We start from the raw sequence: 20,360 nt of genomic DNA, 5'->3' as shown, positions 1-20,360 counted from the left end.
CGCGATACGTCGATCAGCGCGGAACGCGGACGACGCCTTCCTGGATCACCGTCACCGCGAGCTGTCCGTCCTGCGTCCAGATCCGCGCCTGGCCCAGGCCCCGCCCGCCGGACGCCGACGGCGACTCCTGGTCGTACAGGAGCCATTCGTCCGCCCGGAACGGGCGGTGGAACCACATGGCGTGGTCGAGCGAGGCGCCGACGACGTCACCGACCGCCCAGCCGCCCCGGCCGTGCGCGAGCAGCACCGAGTCGAGCAGCGTCATGTCGGAGACGTAGGTGGCGAGGCAGACGTGCAGCAAAGACGCGTCGATACCGCCGTCGAGTTTGCCGTTCGTGCGGAACCACACCTGGGAGCGCGGCTCGCGCGGCTGCCCGACCGTGGCCCAGGGGGGTGCGTCCACGTAGCGCAGGTCGACGGCCGCGCGGGCCTCGACCAGGCGCTCGGCCACGTGTGACGGCAGATGGCGCGGCAGCATCTCGGCGGCGGTCGGAAGCGTCTCGGGGTCCGGTGCCGACGGCATCCCCGTCTGGTGTTCCAGGCCCTCCTCGTACGTCTGGAAGGACGCGGAGAGGTGGAAGATCGGCTGCCCGTGCTGGACGGCGACGACGCGGCGCGTGGTGAAGGAGCGGCCGTCGCGGATCCGGTCGACGGTGTAGACGATCGGCGCGCCCGGGTCCCCCGCACGCAGGAAGTACGCGTGCAGGGAGTGGGCAGTGGGGCCTCCCCTGCTCGAGCGAAGCCGAGAGCTTGGGGAACTGTCGGCGGGGACCGTACGCCCGGCCGCCACCAGCGCCTGGGCGGCCACTTGGCCGCCGAAGACGCGCGGGACGAGCGCCGAGCGGCTCATGCCCCGGAAAATGTCCTCCTCGATCTGCTCCAGGTCGAGCAGATCGAGGAGGTCTTGAAGTGCCTTGTTCATGAATGCAGTTCTACAGGGGGATCTTTACAGGCCCATGTCCTTGGCGATGATCATCTTCATGACCTCGCTGGTGCCGCCGTAGATGCGGTTGACGCGGTTGTCCGCGTACAGGCGGGCGATGGGGTACTCGTTCATGAAGCCGTAGCCGCCGTGCAGCTGGAGGCACTTGTCGATGACGCGGTGCGCGACCTCGGTGTTGAACAGCTTCGCGGACGCGGCCTCGGCAGCGGTCAGCTCGCCCGCGTCCAGGGCCTCCAGGGCGCGGTCGGCGACGGCCTCGGCGGCGTCCACCTCGGCCTGGCAGGCGGCGAGCTCGAACTTGGTGTTCTGGAAGGAGGCGACCGTCTTGCCGAACACGGTGCGGTCCTGCACGTACTCCTTGGCGAACCGGACGGCGGCCTTGGCCTGCGCGTACGCGCCGTAGGCGATGCCCCAGCGCTCGGAGGGCAGGTTGCTTCCGAGGTAGTAGAAGCCCTTGTTCTCCTCGCCGAGAAGGTCCTCTACGGGGACCTTGACGTCGACGAACGCCAGCTCGGCGGTGTCGGAGGTCTTCAGGCCCAGCTTGTCGAGCTTGCGGCCGACGGAGTAGCCCTCGGACTTGGTGTCGACGGCGAAGAGGGAGATGCCGAAGCGGCGGTCGTCGGCGGTGGGCGCGGACGTACGGGCGCAGACGATCACGCGGTCGGCGTGCACACCGCCGGTGATGAAGGTCTTGGAGCCGTTGAGGACGTAGTGCGTGCCGTCCTCGGAGAGCTTGGCCGTGGTCTTCATGCCCGCGAGGTCGGAGCCGGTGCCCGGCTCGGTCATGGCGAGGGCCCACATCTCCTCGGCGGAGACGAACTTCTCGAGGTAGCGCTTCTTCTGCTCGTCGGTGCCGAGCGCCTTGATGTACGGCAGGGCGAGCAGCACGTGCACACCGGAGCCACCGAAGCTGACGCCCGCGCGGGCCGTCTCCTCGTACTGGATGGCCTCGAACTTGTGCGACTCCATGCCCGCGCCGCCGAACTCCTCGGGGACGCTGATGCCGAAGAGACCGAGCTCGGCGAGCTTGTAGTAGAACTCGCGCGGCACCTGACCCGCGGCGAACCACTCCTCGTGGACCGGGACGACCTCGGCCTCGATGAAGGCGCGCAGGGTCTCCCGGAACGCCTCGTGGTCCTCATTGAAAACGGTACGGCGCACGGAGAACTCCTTCGATACGGCACCAGGCTCGGCCAAGCGCGACACGACTAAGCGCTTGCTCAGATCAACGTTACCCGCCGGTCACCGGACCGTCCAGAGATAAGCCCTGTCGCTCCCGTCACGCCACCGCCGCCGCGAACGCCCCTCGCGCCAGGCCGTGCAGCAGCCGCGCCATGGCGCTGCGACTGGGCAGCGCGTCGCGCCGGCTCAGGTGCGGCGTGGAGTTGAGCAGCCCGAAGACCGCGTGCACACAGACGCGGGCCTCGTTCTCGGCGAGGTCCGGATAGACCTTGCGCACCACGTCGACCCAGATCTCCACGTACTGCCGCTGGAGCTGGCGGACCAGCTTGCGGTCGGTGTCCCGCAGCCGGTCGAGCTCGCGGTCGTGCAGGGTGATCAGGGAGCGGTCGTCCAGGGCGAAGTCGATGTGGCCCTCGATGAGCGCGTCGAGCACCTGCTCCGGCGCCCCGTCCGCGTCGGCCACACAGCGCTTGCCGCCGGTCAGCAGCTGCCCGCTGATGCCGACGAGCAGCTCGGCGAGCATCGCGTCCTTGCCGGGGAAGTGACGGTAGAGGCCAGGGCCGCTGATGCCGACGGCCGCCCCTATCTCGTCCACTCCTACGCCGTGGAAGCCGCGCTCGGCGAAGAGCCGGGCGGCCTCTCTGAGGATCTGTTCGCGACGGGTGGGGGCGTCGGTTCTGGTGGCCATGGAATCAATTCTAGACAGGACGGTTAGCGGTCGTTAACCTGAACGCAATACGTTAACGCTCATTAACCGGGCAAGGGGGCTCGACTGATGCAGCAGGCACCAGTCCTTGCGAGCGCGGCTGATCCCGCGTCCGAAGCATGGCGGACGAACGAGGCGGCGCACACCGCCCTCGTCGAAGACCTGCGGGCCAAGCTCGCGGCGGCCAGGCTCGGCGGCGGCGAGCGGTCCCGCGCCCGCCATGTCGCGCGCGGCAAGCTGCTGCCCCGCGACCGCGTGGACGCGCTGCTCGACCCCGGCTCACCCTTCCTGGAGCTGGCACCGCTCGCGGCCGACGGGTTGTACGGCGGGGACGCTCCGGCCGCCGGAGTCATCGCCGGAATCGGCCGGGTCTCCGGGCGCACCTGCGTGATCGTCGCCAATGACGCCACGGTCAAGGGCGGCACGTATTACCCGATGACGGTGAAGAAGCATCTGCGCGCCCAGGAGGTCGCGCTGGAGAACCGCCTGCCCTGCCTGTATCTGGTCGACTCCGGCGGCGCCTTCCTGCCCATGCAGGACGACGTCTTCCCGGACCGCGAGCACTTCGGGCGGATCTTCTACAACCAGGCGCGGATGTCCGGAGCGGGCGTCCCGCAGATCGCGGCCGTCCTCGGCTCGTGCACGGCGGGCGGGGCGTACGTCCCCGCGATGAGCGACGAAGCGGTGATCGTCCGCGATCAGGGCACGATCTTCCTCGGCGGCCCGCCCCTGGTGAAGGCGGCGACCGGCGAGGTCGTGACGGCCGAGGAGCTGGGCGGCGGCGAGGTCCACTCCCGGGTCTCCGGAGTGACGGACCACCTCGCGGAGGACGACGCGCACGCGCTGCGCATCGTGCGGACGATCGTCTCCACGCTCCCCGATCGCGCCGAACCCCCGTGGTCCGTCCGCCCGGTCGAAGAGCCCAAGGTCGACCCCCTCGGGCTGTACGGGGCGGTGCCGACGGACTCCCGCACCCCCTATGACGTCCGCGAGGTCATCGCGCGCGTGGTCGACGGCTCGCGCTTCGCCGAGTTCAAGGCGGAGTACGGGCAGACCCTGGTGACCGGCTTCGCCCACCTCCACGGCCACCCGGTCGGCATCATCGCGAACAACGGCATCCTCTTCTCCGAGTCCGCCCAGAAGGGCGCCCACTTCATCGAGCTGTGCGACCAGCGCGGCATCCCCCTCGTCTTCTTGCAGAACATCTCCGGCTTCATGGTCGGCCGGGACTATGAGGCGGGCGGCATCGCCAAGCACGGCGCCAAGATGGTGACGGCGGTGGCCTGCACGCGCGTGCCGAAACTGACGGTCGTGATCGGCGGTTCGTACGGCGCGGGGAACTACTCGATGTGCGGCCGTGCCTACTCCCCCCGCTTCCTGTGGATGTGGCCGAACGCCAAGATCTCCGTGATGGGCGGCGAGCAGGCCGCGTCGGTCCTCGCGACCGTCAAGCGCGACCAGCTGGAGGCGCGGGGCGAACAGTGGTCGGAGGCCCAGGAGCAGGCGTTCAAGGACCCGGTCCGCGCCCAGTACGAACAGCAGGGCAACGCCTATTACGCCACCGCCCGCCTCTGGGACGACGGCGTGATCGACCCCATGGAGACCCGGCAGGTCCTCGGCCTCGCCCTGACCGCCTGCGCCGAGGCCCCGCTGGGCGAGCCCGGCTTCGGCGTCTTCCGGATGTGAGGCGGACGATGACTGACTTCAGCAGGAGAGGGACGATGTTCGACACCGTTCTGGTCGCCAACAGGGGCGAGATCGCGGTCCGCGTGATCCGGACGCTGCGGGCGCTCGGCGTGCGCTCGGTCGCCGTGTTCAGCGACGCGGACGCGGACGCCCGGCATGTGCGCGAGGCCGACACGGCCGTGCGGCTCGGTCCGCCGCCGGCCGCCGAGAGCTATCTGTCGGCCGAGCGCCTGCTCGACGCGGCGGCCCGCAGCGGCGCCCAGGCGGTCCACCCCGGGTACGGCTTCCTCGCGGAGAACGCCGAGTTCGCACGGGCCTGCACGGACGCGGGCCTTGTCTTCATCGGGCCGCCCGCATCGGCGATCGACCTGATGGGCGACAAGATCCGCGCCAAGGAGACGGTCGAGGCGGCCGGGGTCCCGGTGGTCCCCGGATCGTCGGGCAGCGGCCTGACCGACGCCCAACTGGCCGACGCCGCGCGGGAGATCGGCATGCCGGTGCTGCTCAAGCCATCGGCGGGCGGCGGCGGCAAGGGCATGCGGCTCGTGCGGGACGCCGCCCTGCTCGCGGACGAGATCGCCGCGGCGCGCCGCGAGGCGCGGTCCTCCTTCGGCGACGACACGCTGCTCGTGGAGCGGTGGATCGACCGCCCCCGGCACATCGAGATCCAGGTCCTGGCGGACGGCCACGGCCATGTGATCCACCTCGGCGAGCGCGAGTGCTCGCTCCAGCGCCGCCACCAGAAGATCATCGAGGAGGCCCCGAGCGTCCTGCTCGACGAGGCCACGCGCGCGTCGATGGGCGAGGCGGCGGTCCAGGCGGCACGCTCCTGCGGGTATGCGGGCGCGGGCACGGTGGAGTTCATCGTGCCGGGCAAGGACCCGGCCTCGTACTACTTCATGGAGATGAACACACGGCTCCAGGTGGAGCACCCGGTGACGGAGCTGATCACCGGCATCGACCTGGTGGAGTGGCAGCTGCGGGTCGCCGCCGGTGAGGAACTCCCTTACGGGCAGGACGACATCACGCTCACCGGGCACGCGATCGAGGCCCGCGTCTGCGCCGAGACCGTGTCTGTCAAAGCGGGTTCACGCGGTTTCCTGCCGTCCGGCGGCACGGTCCTCGCCCTGCACGAACCGCAGGGCGACGGCGTGCGGACCGACTCCGGGCTGAGCGAGGGCACGGAGATCGGGAGCCTGTACGACCCGATGCTGTCGAAGGTCATCGCGTACGGACCCGACCGGCCGACGGCGCTGCGCAAGCTGCGGGCCGCGCTCGCGGACACGGTGACGCTCGGGGTGCCGACGAACGCCGGGTTCCTGCGCAGGCTGCTCGCGCACCCGGCCGTGGTGGCGGGCGAGCTGGACACCGGCCTCGTGGAGCGCGAGGCGGAGAGCCTGGTCCCCCAGGGCGTACCCGACGAGGTGTACGAAGCGGCGGCGGCCGTCCGCACCGCCGCCCTCGAACCCACCGGTGACGGCTGGCGGGACCCGTTCTCGGTGCCGAAGGGCTGGCGCCTCGGCGGCACCCCGGCCCCGCTGACGCACCACCTGCGCGTGCCGGGACACGAACCCGTCGGGCACATCGCGGGCGAGGGCCCGCACACCGTGGAGCCCGGCCGCGTCACGGTCCACGTGGACGGTCTCGCCCACACCTTCCACCGCGCCGCCGACTGGCTCGGCCGGGACGGCGACGCCTGGCACGTACAGGATCACGACCCCGTGGCGGCGAGCCTCACCGGCGCCGCCCACAGCGGGGCCGACGCCCTGACCGCCCCCATGCCCGGCACCGTCACGGTCGTCAAGGTCTCCACCGGCGATCAAGTGGCCCAGGGGCAGAGCCTCCTGGTGGTGGAGGCGATGAAGATGGAGCACGTCATCTCCGCCCCGCACGCGGGCACCGTCAGCGAACTCGACGTCACACCGGGCTCGACCGTCGCCATGGACCAGATCCTGGCCGTGGTGATCCCCGAGGTCCCGCAGGCCCCGCAGGAACCACAGACCCCGCAGGAGGAGAAATGACGCTCCCCACGGCTCTCCCCATGGCCGTTCCCACCCAGGACCTGCCGCCACGCGTCCGCATCTATGAAGTGGGCGCCCGGGACGGCCTGCAGAACGAGAAGGCGCTCGTCCCCACGGAGATCAAGGCGGAGTTCATCCACCGCCTCGCCGCCGCGGGCCTCACGACCATCGAGGCGACCAGCTTCGTGCACCCCAAGTGGGTGCCCCAACTGGCCGACGCCGAGCAGCTTTTCCCGCTCGTGAGCGACCTTGAGCGGGACGCGCGGGCGAAGCTCCCCGTCCTCGTGCCGAACGCCCGGGGTCTTGACCGCGCCCTCGCGCTCGGCGCCCGCGGCGTGGCCGTCTTCGTCAGCGCCACGGAGTCCTTCGCCAAGGCCAACCTCAACCGCACGATGGGCGAGGCCCTCGCGATGTCGGAGCCGGTCGTGGCACGCGCCCGCGAGCAGAAGGTGCATGTGCGGGGCTATCTCTCCATGTGCTTCGGCGACCCGTGGGAGGGCCCGGTGCCCATCGCCCAGGTCGTCCGCACCGCGAAGGCCCTCGTGGACATGGGCTGCCAGGAGCTGAGCCTCGGCGACACCATCGGCGTGGCCACACCGGGCCACGTCCTCGCACTGCTCGCGGAGTTGAACGAAGAGGGCGTGCCGACGGACCGCATCGGCGTGCACTTCCACGACACGTACGGCCAGGCGCTCGCCAACACCCTGGCCGCCCTGCAGCACGGCGTGCGCACGGTCGACGCGTCGGCGGGCGGCCTCGGCGGCTGTCCGTACGCGAAGAGCGCCACCGGAAACCTCGCCACCGAAGACCTCGTATGGATGCTCGACGGCCTCGGCATCGAGACCGGCGTCGATCTCGGCCGCCTCACCGCCACCAGCGCGTGGATGGCCGAACAACTGGGCCGACCCAGCCCGTCCCGCACCGTCCGTGCCCTGACGGGCACCTCCCACCAGGAGCAGTGAAGAACGATGGACCACCGTCTGTCCCCCGAGCACGAGGAACTCCGCCGCACCGTCGAGGCGTTCGCGCACGACGTCGTCGCCCCGAAGATCGGCGACCTCTACGAACGCCACGAGTTCCCGTACGAGATCGTCCGTGAGATGGGCCGCATGGGCCTGTTCGGCCTCCCCTTCCCCGAGGAGTACGGCGGGATGGGCGGCGACTATCTCGCCCTGGGCATCGCGCTCGAAGAGCTGGCGCGGGTCGACTCCTCCGTGGCGATCACCCTGGAGGCGGGCGTCTCCCTCGGCGCGATGCCGATCCACCTCTTCGGTACGGACGAGCAGAAGCGCGAGTGGCTGCCCCGGCTCTGCTCCGGTGAACTCCTCGGCGCCTTCGGCCTGACCGAGCCGGACGGCGGCTCGGACGCGGGCGGTACCCGTACGACCGCAGTGCGGGACGGCGACGAGTGGGTGATCAACGGCTCCAAGTGCTTCATCACCAACTCCGGCACGGACATCACGGGCCTGGTCACGGTCACCGCCGTCACCGGCCGCAAGGCGGACGGCCGTCCGCTCATCTCCTCGATCATCGTGCCGTCGGGGACACCCGGGTTCACGGTCGCGGCTCCGTACTCGAAGGTCGGCTGGAACGCCTCGGACACGCGCGAGCTGGCCTTCTCCGACGTGCGGGTCCCGGCGGCGAACCTCCTGGGTGAAGAGGGGCGCGGCTATGCGCAGTTCCTGCGGATCCTCGACGAGGGCCGGGTCGCGATCTCCGCGCTCGCGACGGGCCTCGCGCAGGGCTGCGTCGACGAGTCCGTGAAGTACGCCAAGGAGCGGCACGCCTTCGGCAAGCCGATCGGGGCGAACCAGGCGATCCAGTTCAAGATCGCCGACATGGAGACGCGGGCGCACATGGCCCGGGTCGGCTGGCGGGACGCGGCGTCGCGCCTCGTCGGCGGTGAACCCTTCAAGAAGGAGGCGGCGATCGCGAAGCTCTACTCCTCCACGGTCGCCGTCGACAACGCCCGTGAGGCCACGCAGATCCACGGCGGCTACGGCTTCATGAACGAGTATCCGGTGGCACGGATGTGGCGGGACTCCAAGATCCTGGAGATCGGCGAGGGGACCAGCGAGGTCCAGCGCATGCTGATCGCCAGGGAGCTGGGCTTCGCGGGATAGGGGCGCGGCACAGGGGAAGCTTGCCGGGGCATCAGCCCGGGTAGCGGCGCGGCACACAGGAAGCTTCCCCGAGGCAACAGCCCGAATAGCGGCGCGGCACAGAGGAAACCTCCCGGGACGACAGCCCGGATAACAGCCCCGCCCGTGGGAAGGCGACCGCGAGGGCCACTGGACATCCGCTTAGGTTAGGTTAGCCTAAGCGCTGATTCCGGCCAGTGGCCACCCGCCGCCGTCCTCACGAAAGCAGAGACCCTCATGCCCAACGCCCGCCTCCCTCAGCCTTCCCGCCGCGGCCTTCTCGCCGCCGGCGGCGCCCTCGGCCTCACGGCCCTGCTGGCAGCCTGCGGGGACGAGAAGAAGGACGGCTCGGGCGCGTCGGCGGACTCCGGGGACTCGGGCCCCTGGAGCTTCAAGGACGACCGCGGCACGAGCGCCAAGAGCAAGGGGACGCCGAAGAACATCGTCGCCTTCACCGGCGTCGCCGCCGCGCTCTTCGACTACGGCATCGAGGTCAAGGGCGTCTTCGGCCCGACGAAGACCAAGAGCGGCAAGCCCGACGTCCAGGCCGGTGACATGGACGTCAGCAAGCTGACGATCCTCGGCAACGAATGGGGTCAGTTCAACATCGAGAAGTACGCGGGCCTCGCCCCCGACCTCCTCGTCTCCACGATGTTCGACGACGCGGGCACCCTCTGGTCCGTCCCCGAGGACAGCAAGGACAAGATCCTCAAGCTCGCCCCGAGCGTCGGCATCAGCGTCTACGACCGCCAGATGACCCAGCCCCTCCAGCGCCTCCTCGCGCTCGCCGAGTCGCTCGGCGCGGACGTGAAGGCCGACAAGGTCGTCAAGGCGAAGAAGCGCTTCGAGGCCGCCGCCGAGCGGCTGCGCAAGGTCGCCAAGGCGAACAAGGACATCAAGGTCCTCGTGGGCTCGGCAAGCCAGGACATCTTCTACGTCTCCGGCACGAACCTCTCCGCCGACCTGGAGTACTTCAAGTCCCTCGGCGTGAACTTCGTGGAGCCGTCCGAGAGCGCCAAGAAGGCGAGCGGCGGCTGGTTCGAGAACCTGAGCTGGGAGAACGTCAACAAGCACGCCGCCGACGTGATCATGATGGACAACCGCACCGCCACCATCCAGCCCGCCGACATCGAGAAGCCGACCTGGGCGAAGCTGCCCGCGGTCAAGGCAGGCCAGGTCATCCCGCGCGTCACCGAGCCCATCTACTCGTACGACAAGTGCGCCCCGATCCTCGAGGACCTCGCCGACGCGATCGAGAAGGCCAAGAAGGTCAGCTGACCCTTCACCCGAGGCCCGCACAGCACAGCCCTCTCCGCATTTCGGAGAGGGCTGTTCCGTTTACCAGGGAGGGCTGTTCCGTTTACCGGAGAGGGCTGGTCCATTTTCCGGAGAGAGTCGTTCCGTTTCCCTGCCTCATGGTGATCACCAGACCCCCCTGGGTTTATCCACAAGGATAGTTAGGTTAGGCTTACCTCACTTCCCCCAAGTCCCCTCACCCAGAGGAAGTTCATGCGCTCGCACCTGCTCAACGACACCACCGCGGAGCGTTACCGCAGCTCCGTGACCGAAGGAGTCGAGCGGGTGGCGGCCAGAATCGCCACCACCTCACGCCCTTTCACCGGCGTCTCCGTCGAAGATCTCGCGCCCCGCATCGAGGCCGTCGACCTGGACGAACCCCTGCACGACACCATCGCAGCCCTGGACGAGCTCGACGAGCTCTACCTGCGCGACGCCGTGTACTTCCACCATCCCCGCTATCTCGCGCACCTCAACTGCCCGGTGGTCATTCCGGCGGTGCTCGGCGAAGCAGTGCTCTCCGCCGTGAACTCTTCCCTCGATACCTGGGATCAATCCGCGGGCGGCACACTGATCGAACGCCGCCTCATCGACTGGACCGCCGACCGCATCGGGCTGGGCCCGGCCGCCGACGGCGTCTTCACGAGCGGCGGCTCACAGTCCAACCTCCAGGCCATGCTGCTCGCCCGCGAGGAGGCCGCCAAGGCGGGAAAGCCTGCCGGGCGGCTGCGCATCTTCGCCTCCGAGGTGGGCCACTTCAGCATCCAGAAGGCCGCGACCCTGCTGGGTCTCGGCGAGGACGCCGTGATCGTCATCCCCACCGATCACAACAAGCGCATGCAGACCGTGGCACTCGCCCGCGAACTGGAGCGCTGCCGCGACAACGACCTCACCCCCATGGCGGTCGTCGCCACGGCGGGCACCACCGACTTCGGCTCCATCGACCCGCTCCCCGAGATCGCCGAACTCTGCGAGCAGTACAACACCTGGATGCACGTCGACGCGGCGTACGGCTGCGGTCTGCTCGCCTCGCTCAAGAACCGGCATCTCATCGACGGCATCGACCGCGCCGACTCCGTCACCGTCGACTACCACAAGTCCTTCTTCCAGCCGGTGAGCTCCTCCGCAGTCCTGGTGCGGGACCGGACGACGCTCAGCCACGCCACCTACCACGCGGAGTACCTCAACCCGCGCCGCATGGTGCAGGAACGTATCCCCAACCAGGTCGACAAGTCCCTCCAGACGACGCGGCGCTTCGACGCCCTGAAGCTGTGGATGACGCTGCGGGTGATGGGCGCCGACGCCATCGGCGAGCTCTTCGACTCCGTGTGCGACATGGCGGACGAGGGCTGGGCACTGCTCGCCGCCGACCCCCGCTACGACGTCGTCGTGGAGCCCCAGCTCTCCACGCTCGTCTTCCGCTACATACCCGAGTCGATCTGCGACCCCTCCGCCATCGACCACGCCAACCTGTACGCCCGCAAGGCCCTGTTCGCCTCCGGTGACGCCGTCGTCGCGGGCACCAAGGTCGGCGACCGCCAGTACCTCAAGTTCACCCTGCTCAACCCCGAGACCACGGTCGAAGACATCACGGCCGTCCTCGATCTGATCGCCGGCCACGCCGAGCAGTACCTGGGAGAGACCCTTGACCGCGCTTCCTGATCACCGAGAACCACGGGAACTCCGAGAACCCCGAGGACCCCTGGAACCTGTGGACCCCATGGAACCCCTGGACTTCATCGGTATCGGACTGGGCCCCTTCAACCTCGGCCTCGCCTGTCTGACCGAACCCATCGACGAGCTCAGCGGCCTCTTCCTGGAGTCCAAGCCGGACTTCGAGTGGCACTCGGGCATGTTCCTGGAGGGCGCTCACCTCCAGACCCCGTTCATGTCGGACCTCGTCACGCTCGCGGACCCGACGTCCCCCTACTCCTTCCTCAACTACCTGAAGGAAGCGGGGCGGTTGTACTCGTTCTACATACGCGAGAACTTCTATCCGCTGCGCACCGAGTACAACGACTACTGCCGCTGGGCCGCGGCCAAACTCTCCTCGATCCGTTTCAGCACGACGGTGACCGAGGTGACGTACGCCGATGAGCTGTACGTCGTCCACACCTCCACCGGCGACACCTTCCGGGCCCGCCACCTCGTCCTGGGGACCGGCACCCCTCCGCACATCCCCGAGGCCTGCGCGGGACTCGGCGGGGACTTCATCCACAACTCCCGCTATCTGCAGTCCAAGCGGGAGCTCCAGAAGAAGGAGTCGATCACGCTCGTCGGCAGCGGTCAGTCCGCCGCCGAGATCTACCAGGACCTCCTGAGCGAGATCGACGTCCACGGCTACCAGCTCAACTGGGTCACGCGCTCCCCGCGCTTCTTCCCCCTCGAATACACCAAGCTGACCCTGGAGATGACCTCTCCGGAGTACGTCGACTACTTCCACGCGCTGCCGGAAGCCACCCGCTACCGCCTCCAGGACCAGCAGAAGACGCTCTTCAAGGGCATCGACGGCGACCTGATCAACGACATCTTCGACCTGCTCTACCAGAAGAACCTCGCCGGCCCGGTGCCGACGCGGCTGCTCACCAACTCCTCGCTGCAGAGCGCGCGTCACGAGAACGGCACCTACACCCTGGGCCTGCGCCAGGACGAACAGGGCAAGGACTTCGAGCTGGAATCCGAGGGCCTGATCCTGGCCACCGGCTACCAGTACGCCACCCCCGACTTCCTGGAGCCGGTGCGCGACCGCATCCGCTGGGACGGCCGGGGCCGCTTCGAGGTCGCCCGCAACTACTCGATCGACACCACGGGACGCGGCATCTTCCTGCAGAACGGTGCCGTGCACGCCCACTCCCTGACCAGCCCCGACCTGGGCATGGGCCCGTACCGCAACGCGTACATCATCGGTGAGCTGCTCGGCGCGGAGTACTACCCCGTCGAGAAGTCCATCGCGTTCCAGGAGTTCGCCGTATGAGCAACCCCAGCACCAACCCGGACCTGGCCCTGCGCCCCCTCGACGCCCTTGAGGACGCCGAGCTCCTGCACGGCTGGGTCACCCACCCCAAGGCCTCGTTCTGGATGATGCAGGACGCGACGCTCCCTGACGTCGAGCGCGAGTACATGGCGATCGCCGCCCACGAGCACCACGACGCGTTCATCGGCCTGCACAAAGGCGTTCCCGCCTTCCTGATGGAGCGCTACGACCCCAGATACGTCGAACTCGTCGGTCTCTACGACCCCGAGCCCGGCGACGTGGGCATGCACTTCCTCACCGCGCCCTCCGACGTCCGCATACCCGGCTTCACCCGGGACGTGATCACCAAGGTCATGGCGACGCTCTTCGCCGACCCGGCGACGGCGCGCGTGGTGGTCGAACCCGACATCGACAACACGGCCGTGCACGCCCTCAACGAAGCCGTCGGGTTCCGCGCGTCCGAAGTCATCCAGAAGCCGGAGAAAAGAGCTCTGCTGAGCTTCTGCACCCGCGAGCAGTTCGAAGAAGCAGTACGCGAAAGGGAATCGGCGATATGACCCTGTCCGACGCAACGGCGCACCTCTCCCCCGAGCGCTGGGAGCAGGCCAACCGCCTCCTCATCCGCAAAGCCATCGCCGAGTTCTCCCACGAGCTGCTCTTCACCCCGGAGCCCCTGGGCGACGACAAGTACGTCATCCGCAGCGACGACGCCCTGACCCGCTACCGCTTCACCGCCAAACGCCTGCGGCTCGACCACTGGCAGGTCGACGCAGAGTCCATATCCCGGCACCGCGACGGCACCGAACTCCCCCTCAACGCACTCGACTTCTTCATCGAGCTGCGCACGGCCCTCGGCCTGAGCGACGAGATCCTGCCGGTCTACCTGGAGGAGATCTCCTCCACGCTCTCCGGCACCTGCTACAAACTCACCAAGCCCGCGATCCCGGCCGCCGAGCTCTCCCGCTCCGGCTTCCAGGAGATCGAGACGGGCATGACCGAGGGCCACCCCTGCTTCGTCGCCAACAACGGCCGGCTCGGCTTCGGCGTGCACGAGTACCTCTCGTACGCTCCCGAGACCGCGAGCCCCGTACGCCTCGTGTGGCTGGCGGCGAGCAAGGAGCGCGCCGCGTTCACCGCGGGCGCGGGCATCGACTACGAGTCGTTCTTCCGGGCCGAGCTCGGCCAGGAGACCCTTGACCGCTTCGACCGCGAACTCCGTGACCAGGGCCTGGACCCCGAGGACTACCTCCTGATCCCGGCCCACCCCTGGCAGTGGTGGAACAAGCTCTCCGTGACCTTCGCGGCCGAGGTCGCCCAGCGCCACCTCGTCTGCCTGGGCGAGGGGGACGACGAGTACCTGGCCCAGCAGTCGATCCGTACGTTCTTCAACACCACCGACCCGGCCAAGCACTACGTCAAAACGGCCCTCTCGGTCATCAACATGGGCTTCATGCGCGGGCTCTCGGCCGCGTACATGGAGGCGACCCCGGCGATCAACGACTGGCTCGCGAACCTCATCGACACCGACGAGACCCTGAAGAGGACGGGCCTCACGGTCATCCGCGAGCGCGCGGCCGTGGGCTATCGCCACCTGGAGTACGAGGCCGCGACCGACCGCTACTCCCCGTACCGCAAAATGCTCGCGGCCCTGTGGCGCGAGAGCCCCGTCCCCACGCTCGCCGACGGCGAGCAACTGGCCACGATGGCCTCGCTGCTCCACACCGACCTCGACGGCGCGTCCTTCGCGGGCGCCCTCATCGAGCGCTCCGGACTCACCCCCGCCGAGTGGCTGCGCGGCTATCTGCACGCCTACCTGACACCGCTCCTGCACAGCTTCTACATGTACGACCTCGTCTACATGCCGCACGGCGAGAACGTCATCCTGGTCCTGAAGGACGGCGCCGTACAGCGGGCGATCTTCAAGGACATCGCCGAGGAGATCGCGGTCATGGACCCCGACGCGGTGCTCCCGCCCGCGGTCGAACGGCTCCGGGTCGAGGTCCCCGACGACCAGAAGCTCCTGTCCATCTTCACGGACGTCTTCGACTGCTTCTTCCGCTTCCTGTCCGCGAACCTCGTCACCGAGGGCCTGGTGGACGAGGAGACGTTCTGGGGCGCCGTCACCGAGTGCGTCACGACGTACCAGGAGGCCACGCCCCAACTGGCCGACAAGTTCAAGCAGTACGACATGTTCGCCCCCGAGTTCGCACGGTCCTGCCTGAACCGGCTCCAGCTGCGGGACAACGAACAGATGGTGGACCTCGCCGACCCGGCGGGCGCGCTGCAACTGGTCGGGACGCTGAAGAACCCGATCGCGTAGCCCGACACCCCTCACCCACGAGCCGAGTGGGGCTCCCGGGACGGTCCCCGGGAGCCCCACTCATGTATGTACGTACGTGACTACTTGCCGGGCCAGGGCACCTCGGGCGACTTGTAGTAGCCGATGCCCAACGCGTCCCAGCGCGGCCCCTGTTCGGCGAGCCGTGCCTTGTACGTGTTCCAGTCGTGCGTCGACGCGGGCGACCAGCCGAGCTCGGCGATGCCGGGCAGGCGCGGGAACGCCATGTACTCGATGTGCGCGGAGGTCGAGAGCGTCTCCGACCACAGCGGGGCCTCGACACCCTTGATCGAGTCCGCGGGCGCGCCCTTCAGGTACGTACCCGGGTCCCAGTCGTAGCTGCGCTGGACCGAGACGTAGCCCGCCCAGGACAGGCCGAGGGGGGTGTCCTTGTCGTACTTCATGTCGAGGTAGGCGCGGTCGGCGGGCGAGAGGACCAGCTTGGTGCCGTTCTTCGCCGCGTCGGCGACCTGCTGGCGCTCGGCGGCGCCGGTGGCGTCGTAGCCCCAGTACTGCGCGATGGCGCCCTTGGCGGGGGTGGCGCCGGTCAGCTGGTGCCAGCCGATCGCGGTCTTGCCGTACTTGGCGACCACGGGCTGCACCTTGTTCATGAACGTCACATAGTCCTCATGGCTGGTGGAGTGCGCCTCGTCACCGCCGATGTGGATGTACCTGCCGGGCGTCAGAGCGGCGATCTCGCGGATGACGTCGTCCACGAAGTCGTACGTCACGCCCTTCTTCACGCACAGCGAGCTGAAGCCGACCTCGGTGCCGGTGTAGAGCGGGGGCGCGACGCCGTCGCAGTTCAGCTCGGCGTACGAGGCGAGCGCGGCGTTCGTGTGGCCCGGCATGTCGATCTCGGGGATCACTTCGAGCTGCCGGGATGCCGCGTACCGGACGATGTCCTTGTACTGGGCCTTCGTGTAGTAGCCGCCCTTGCCGCCGCCGACCTGCGTGGAGCCGCCGTACGTCGTGAGCCTGGGCCAGGAGTCGATGGCGATGCGCCAGCCCTGGTCGTCGCTCAGGTGCAGATGCAGCTTGTTGACCTTGTAGAGCGACATCTGGTCGATGTAGCGCTTGACCTTGTCGACCGAGAAGAAGTGCCGCGACACGTCGAGCATCGCGCCGCGGTGCTCGTAGCGGGGCGCGTCCTTGATGGTGCCGCCCGCGACCAGCCACGGGCCCTTCTGCTTGGTCTTCTTCTCGGCGGCGGCCGGCAACTGCTGCCGCAGCGTCTGGACCCCGTAGAAGAGCCCGGCGGGCTCGCGGGCCGTGATGGTGAGGGAGCCGCGCCTGGATTCGAGGCGGTAGCCCTCGTTCCCCAGGGACTTGTCCTTGGAGTCAAGACGCAGCCGGATGCCGTCGCGGCCGTCGTCGTCGGTGACCTTCAGGGAGTACCCGGTCGAGGGACGCAGGACGCCCGCCAGATAGCCGCCGATCCTGTGCGCGTCACGCGAGTCGTCGACCCTGATGCGGGTCTTGGAGTTGATCTCGTACGGGGATCCGCCGGGGTCGGCGGACGCCGGGGCCGGGATCACCTGGCCGAGCGGGGTCGGGGTGGTGGCCGTGGCTGCCTCCTTCACGCCGTCGCCGCCGCCCGGCACAGCGGCCACGGACGAGAATCCGGCCGCGGCGACGAGCAGCAGCGAGCCGAACAGGCGGGTCGATCTGTGGTGCTGTCTCACGAGCGGGTCCCTTCGACGGGCCATCACTGTGGTGCAACGCAATCGAACGGTCACCATGGGTACCCTGCGCCCCGTGGCGGGTCAAGGGTGTAGACCACTTCGGCGGCCCGCCGATGGAAGAATCGTCCCATGGCGGAAATCATCCAGCGCGACGGGACCTGGACCTTCGACGGAGAGACGCTGCGCCTTGTGCCGGGACGCGACAAGAACGTGTCTCTGCTGCGCAAGTCACTGGGAGAACTGGCCGTGCCGCTGGGTGCGTTGGCGGGTATCGCCTTCGAGCAGGGCAAGAAGTCGGGGCGGCTGCGGCTGCGCCTGCGGGACGGCGCGGATCCGTTCCTGCAGGCCGCGGGGGGCAAGCTCGGGGACGCGGCGGATCCGTATCAGCTGACGGTGGAATCGGACCGCTACGGGGTCGCGGAGTACGTGGTCGACGAGGTCCGCAACGCGCTGCTCATCGAACAGGTGCCCGCCGCGTCCTGCGAGAGCTATCTCCTTCCGGGGCCTTCGGTGCCGCTCTCGGTGTCGGCGGGGGACGGCACGGTGAGCTTCGACGGCGACCACATCCGTCTGGAGTGGAACTGGAAGACGGAAGAGGCGAAATCGGCGTCCGGTACGCGCTCGCTGGCGCTCGCCGAGGTCGCCGCGGTGGAGTGGCAGCCCGCGGTGGGCCTGGAGAACGGCTACCTCCGCTTCAGCGTGCGGCACGCGCCCACGAAGGCCCCTGCGAAGTACGACCCGAACTCCGTCGAACTGTGGGGCTTCAAGAAGGACCCGCTGATGGCACTGATCGCGGCGGCCGTGCAGGCGCGGCTGCCCCATCCGGCGGCGGCCCTCGCGGAGCCCCCGGACGCGCCCCCTGCCCTGACGGCGCAGCCCGCGCCCGCCCCCGCGCCCGCCGTCCCGGCCGAGGACGATCATGACGCCCTCCTGCGGCGCCTCCGTGAGCTGGGCGAACTGCGTCAGTCCGGGATACTCACGGACGAGGAGTTCTCGCTCGCCAAGCAGGCGGTACTGAAGCGCATGTAATCCGTCGGGGCCAGTTTTCGACGCATCCCTGCCCGATTCCGGGCAGGATTGTTGCACCCGGAGGGCTATTCCCTCAGGATCAACGAATGCACGACGACCTGGTGGACCACCTCACCCGCAGCACCCAGCTCCAGCGGGGCGAAGCGCTGCGGGTCGTCCAGGACGTGCTGGCCTACTTCGACGAGACGACCGAGCAGTTCGTCCGTCGCCGCCACCGCGAACTGCAGGGTCAGGGCCTGCTGAACGCGGCGATCTTCGAACAGATCTCGGCGGACCTCCAGTACCGCGCGGTCTCGCCGCCTGAGCTCACCCTCAGACAGCTGCGCCGCATGATCTACGGCTGAAGCCCAGAAGAAGCGAAGCCAGAACCACACCCTCTTACGGCTAGGACACCCTTTATGTGCGGAATCGTCGGTTACATCGGCAAGCGTGACGTGGCCCCCCTCCTCCTGGAAGGCCTCCAGCGCCTGGAGTACCGCGGCTACGACTCCGCGGGCGTCGTCATCACCAGCCCCAAGGCCTCGGGGCTGAAGATGGTCAAGGCCAAGGGGCGCGTGCGCGACCTGGAGGCCAAGGTCCCCGCCCGCTTCAAGGGCACCACCGGCATCGCCCACACCCGCTGGGCCACCCATGGCGCCCCGTCCGACGAGAACGCCCACCCGCACATGTCGGGTGACGACAAGGTCGCCGTCGTGCACAACGGCATCATCGACAACGCGTCCGAGCTGCGCGCCAAGCTCACCGCCGACGGCGTCGAGTTCCTCTCCGAGACGGACACCGAGGTCCTCGTCCACCTCATCGCCCGCGCCCAGGCGGACAAGCTGGAGGAGAAGGTCCGCGAGGCCCTGCGCCACGTCGAGGGCACGTACGGCATCGCCGTCCTGCACGCCGACTTCAACGACCGCATCGTCGTCGCCCGCAACGGCTCCCCCGTCGTGCTCGGCATCGGCGAGAAGGAGATGTTCGTCGCGTCGGACGTCGCCGCGCTCGTCTCGCACACCCGCCAGGTCGTCACCCTCGACGACGGCGAGATGGCCACCATCAAGGCCGACGACTACCGCACGTACACCACCGAGGGCTCGCGTACGACCGCGTCGCCCACCACCGTGGAGTGGGAGGCGGAGTCGTACGACATGGGCGGCCACGACACGTACATGCACAAGGAGATCTTCGAGCAGCCCGAGGCCGTGGACCGCGTCCTGCGCGGCCGCATCGACGACCGCTTCTCCACCGTGCACCTCGGCGGCCTGAACCTCGACGCGCACGACGCCCGCAAGGTGCGCCGCGTCAAGATCCTCGGCTGCGGCACCTCGTACCACGCGGGCATGATCGGCGCCCAGATGATCGAGGAGCTGGCCCGCATCCCCGCGGACGCCGAGCCCGCGAGCGAGTTCCGCTACCGCAACCCGGTCGTGGACCCCGACACCCTCTACATCGCCGTCTCCCAGTCCGGCGAGACGTACGACGTGCTCGCCGCCGTCCAGGAGCTGAAGCGCAAGGGCGCCCGCGTCCTCGGCGTGGTGAACGTCGTCGGTTCCGCGATCGCCCGTGAGGCCGACGCGGGCGTGTACGTCCACGCGGGCCCGGAGGTCTGCGTCGTCTCGACCAAGTGCTTCACCAACACCACGGTCGCCTTCGGCCTGCTCGCGCTGCACCTGGGCCGCATCCGCGACCTGTCGGTCTCCGACGGCAAGCGGATCATCGAGGGCCTGCGCAAGCTGCCGGGGCAGATCTCGGAGATCCTCAAGCAGGAGGACGAGATCAAGAAGATCGCCAAGAATTACGCGGAAGCCCGCTCGATGCTCTTCATCGGACGTGTACGCGGCTACCCCGTCGCCCGCGAAGCCTCCCTCAAGCTCAAGGAGGTCTCGTACATCCACGCCGAGGCCTACCCCGCGTCCGAGCTCAAGCACGGCCCGCTCGCGCTCATCGAGCCCGCGCTCCCGACGGTCGCGATCGTCCCGGACGACGACCTCCTGGAGAAGAACCGCGCCGCCCTCGAAGAGATCAAGGCCCGCAGCGGCAAGATCCTCGCGGTCGCGCACCAGGAGCAGGAGAAGGCCGACCAGACCATCCTGGTCCCGAAGAACGAGAACGAGCTGGACCCGATCCTGATGGGCATCCCGCTCCAACTCCTCGCCTACCACACGGCATTGGCGCTCGGCCGGGACATCGACAAGCCCCGCAACCTCGCCAAGTCCGTCACGGTGGAGTAGTCCGGGCGCCGCAGAAACGTGAACGGCCCCTCGCGCGTGCCACCAGGCGTGCGAGGGGCCGTTCTTCAGGGGACGGGGGCGCCCATTCCCCCGACCCACGCCTGCCTCGACCGGTGGCCGTCACTCCCCGGCCTGCAGGGCGT

16 protein-coding genes are annotated in these 20,360 nt (G+C 68.9%); 12 read left to right on the top strand and 4 right to left on the bottom strand.

The window, feature by feature from the left end:
- Nucleotides 1-13: 13 nt before the first annotated feature.
- The 3 genes from ACZ5CR_RS05905 to ACZ5CR_RS05895 form a co-directional block, all read right to left on the bottom strand.
- Nucleotides 14-922 carry an acyl-CoA thioesterase gene (locus ACZ5CR_RS05905; RefSeq protein WP_468853993.1) on the bottom strand — a complete coding sequence of 303 codons (909 nt, stop codon included), beginning with the start codon at nt 920-922 and terminating at the stop codon, nt 14-16.
- A gap of 24 nt (nt 923-946) precedes the next feature.
- A complete protein-coding gene (locus tag ACZ5CR_RS05900) occupies nt 947-2,104 on the bottom strand; it encodes an acyl-CoA dehydrogenase family protein (RefSeq protein WP_468853992.1) in 1,158 nt (385 codons plus the stop codon).
- Nucleotides 2,105-2,222: 118 nt separating this feature from the next.
- Nucleotides 2,223-2,813 (bottom strand): SACE_7040 family transcriptional regulator, encoded by a 591-nt coding sequence (locus ACZ5CR_RS05895; RefSeq protein ID WP_468853989.1) that lies wholly within the window; start codon nt 2,811-2,813, stop codon nt 2,223-2,225.
- 87 nt (nt 2,814-2,900) lie between these two features.
- On the opposite strand from ACZ5CR_RS05895, the gene ACZ5CR_RS05890 reads away from it, so the two are divergent.
- The 9 genes from ACZ5CR_RS05890 (at nt 2,901) to ACZ5CR_RS05850 (ending at nt 15,269) form a co-directional block, all read left to right on the top strand.
- Nucleotides 2,901-4,517: a carboxyl transferase domain-containing protein gene (locus tag ACZ5CR_RS05890; protein WP_468853988.1), complete on the top strand. Its 1,617-nt coding sequence runs from the start codon at nt 2,901-2,903 to the stop codon at nt 4,515-4,517.
- A gap of 35 nt (nt 4,518-4,552) precedes the next feature.
- Nucleotides 4,553-6,538 carry an acetyl/propionyl/methylcrotonyl-CoA carboxylase subunit alpha gene (locus ACZ5CR_RS05885; protein WP_468853986.1) on the top strand — a complete coding sequence of 662 codons (1,986 nt, stop codon included), beginning with the start codon at nt 4,553-4,555 and terminating at the stop codon, nt 6,536-6,538.
- Nucleotides 6,535-7,500: a hydroxymethylglutaryl-CoA lyase gene (locus ACZ5CR_RS05880; RefSeq protein WP_389908123.1), complete on the top strand. Its 966-nt coding sequence runs from the start codon at nt 6,535-6,537 to the stop codon at nt 7,498-7,500. Before ACZ5CR_RS05885 ends, ACZ5CR_RS05880 begins: the two co-directional genes overlap by 4 nt.
- 6 nt (nt 7,501-7,506) lie before the next feature.
- The gene (locus tag ACZ5CR_RS05875) at nt 7,507-8,661 is read left to right on the top strand and encodes an acyl-CoA dehydrogenase family protein (RefSeq protein WP_383277534.1); all 1,155 of its coding nucleotides are present in this window, start codon (nt 7,507-7,509) and stop codon (nt 8,659-8,661) included.
- 255 nt (nt 8,662-8,916) lie between these two features.
- Nucleotides 8,917-9,957, top strand: a complete 1,041-nt coding sequence (locus ACZ5CR_RS05870; protein WP_468853984.1) for an ABC transporter substrate-binding protein — start codon at nt 8,917-8,919, stop codon at nt 9,955-9,957.
- 231 nt (nt 9,958-10,188) lie between these two features.
- Complete coding sequence (locus ACZ5CR_RS05865) at nt 10,189-11,637, top strand: pyridoxal phosphate-dependent decarboxylase family protein (protein ID WP_468853981.1); 1,449 nt, start codon at nt 10,189-10,191, stop codon at nt 11,635-11,637.
- A 58-nt stretch (nt 11,638-11,695) separates the two neighbouring features.
- Nucleotides 11,696-12,949, top strand: a complete 1,254-nt coding sequence (locus tag ACZ5CR_RS05860) for a lysine N(6)-hydroxylase/L-ornithine N(5)-oxygenase family protein (protein WP_468854781.1) — start codon at nt 11,696-11,698, stop codon at nt 12,947-12,949.
- The gene (locus tag ACZ5CR_RS05855; RefSeq protein ID WP_468853980.1) at nt 12,946-13,506 is read left to right on the top strand and encodes a GNAT family N-acetyltransferase; all 561 of its coding nucleotides are present in this window, start codon (nt 12,946-12,948) and stop codon (nt 13,504-13,506) included. The genes ACZ5CR_RS05860 and ACZ5CR_RS05855 overlap by 4 nt, the downstream gene beginning before the upstream one ends.
- Nucleotides 13,503-15,269: an IucA/IucC family protein gene (locus ACZ5CR_RS05850; protein ID WP_468853977.1), complete on the top strand. Its 1,767-nt coding sequence runs from the start codon at nt 13,503-13,505 to the stop codon at nt 15,267-15,269. The genes ACZ5CR_RS05855 and ACZ5CR_RS05850 overlap by 4 nt, the downstream gene beginning before the upstream one ends.
- A gap of 80 nt (nt 15,270-15,349) precedes the next feature.
- On the opposite strand, the gene ACZ5CR_RS05845 is transcribed toward ACZ5CR_RS05850, so the two are convergent.
- Nucleotides 15,350-16,972 (bottom strand): beta-N-acetylhexosaminidase, encoded by a 1,623-nt coding sequence (locus tag ACZ5CR_RS05845; protein ID WP_468853974.1) that lies wholly within the window; start codon nt 16,970-16,972, stop codon nt 15,350-15,352.
- A 129-nt stretch (nt 16,973-17,101) separates the two neighbouring features.
- On the opposite strand from ACZ5CR_RS05845, the gene ACZ5CR_RS05840 reads away from it, so the two are divergent.
- From ACZ5CR_RS05840 to glmS, 3 genes are all read left to right on the top strand, one after another.
- Complete coding sequence (locus ACZ5CR_RS05840; RefSeq protein WP_468853972.1) at nt 17,102-18,001, top strand: DUF4429 domain-containing protein; 900 nt, start codon at nt 17,102-17,104, stop codon at nt 17,999-18,001.
- Between the two features lie 86 nt (nt 18,002-18,087).
- Entirely contained in the window at nt 18,088-18,345 is a 258-nt protein-coding gene (locus tag ACZ5CR_RS05835; RefSeq protein ID WP_389908139.1) for a hypothetical protein, read from the top strand.
- A gap of 54 nt (nt 18,346-18,399) precedes the next feature.
- The gene (glmS, locus tag ACZ5CR_RS05830; protein WP_389908141.1) at nt 18,400-20,217 is read left to right on the top strand and encodes a glutamine--fructose-6-phosphate transaminase (isomerizing); all 1,818 of its coding nucleotides are present in this window, start codon (nt 18,400-18,402) and stop codon (nt 20,215-20,217) included.
- Nucleotides 20,218-20,360: the final 143 nt, after the last annotated feature.

The sequence above is a fragment of the Streptomyces sp. NPDC031274 genome, from assembly GCF_055570235.1.
The sequence above is the reverse complement of the archived record's forward strand: the minus strand, read 5'-3'. Positions and strand labels throughout refer to the sequence as shown.

Excerpts from the sequence above, each read along its gene's own strand:
- ACZ5CR_RS05905 (WP_468853993.1), bottom strand. The coding sequence starts at position 922 with ATGAACAAGGCACTTCAAGACCTCCTCGATCTGCTCGACCTGGAGCAG.
- ACZ5CR_RS05895 (WP_468853989.1), bottom strand. The coding sequence starts at position 2,813 with ATGGCCACCAGAACCGACGCCCCCACCCGTCGCGAACAGATCCTCAGA.
- ACZ5CR_RS05890 (WP_468853988.1), top strand. The coding sequence starts at position 2,901 with ATGCAGCAGGCACCAGTCCTTGCGAGCGCGGCTGATCCCGCGTCCGAA.
- ACZ5CR_RS05885 (WP_468853986.1), top strand. The coding sequence starts at position 4,553 with ATGTTCGACACCGTTCTGGTCGCCAACAGGGGCGAGATCGCGGTCCGC.
- ACZ5CR_RS05880 (WP_389908123.1), top strand. The coding sequence starts at position 6,535 with ATGACGCTCCCCACGGCTCTCCCCATGGCCGTTCCCACCCAGGACCTG.
- ACZ5CR_RS05875 (WP_383277534.1), top strand. The coding sequence starts at position 7,507 with ATGGACCACCGTCTGTCCCCCGAGCACGAGGAACTCCGCCGCACCGTC.
- ACZ5CR_RS05870 (WP_468853984.1), top strand. The coding sequence starts at position 8,917 with ATGCCCAACGCCCGCCTCCCTCAGCCTTCCCGCCGCGGCCTTCTCGCC.
- ACZ5CR_RS05865 (WP_468853981.1), top strand. The coding sequence starts at position 10,189 with ATGCGCTCGCACCTGCTCAACGACACCACCGCGGAGCGTTACCGCAGC.
- ACZ5CR_RS05860 (WP_468854781.1), top strand. The coding sequence starts at position 11,696 with ATGGAACCCCTGGACTTCATCGGTATCGGACTGGGCCCCTTCAACCTC.
- ACZ5CR_RS05855 (WP_468853980.1), top strand. The coding sequence starts at position 12,946 with ATGAGCAACCCCAGCACCAACCCGGACCTGGCCCTGCGCCCCCTCGAC.
- ACZ5CR_RS05850 (WP_468853977.1), top strand. The coding sequence starts at position 13,503 with ATGACCCTGTCCGACGCAACGGCGCACCTCTCCCCCGAGCGCTGGGAG.
- ACZ5CR_RS05840 (WP_468853972.1), top strand. The coding sequence starts at position 17,102 with ATGGCGGAAATCATCCAGCGCGACGGGACCTGGACCTTCGACGGAGAG.
- ACZ5CR_RS05835 (WP_389908139.1), top strand. The coding sequence starts at position 18,088 with ATGCACGACGACCTGGTGGACCACCTCACCCGCAGCACCCAGCTCCAG.
- glmS (WP_389908141.1), top strand. The coding sequence starts at position 18,400 with ATGTGCGGAATCGTCGGTTACATCGGCAAGCGTGACGTGGCCCCCCTC.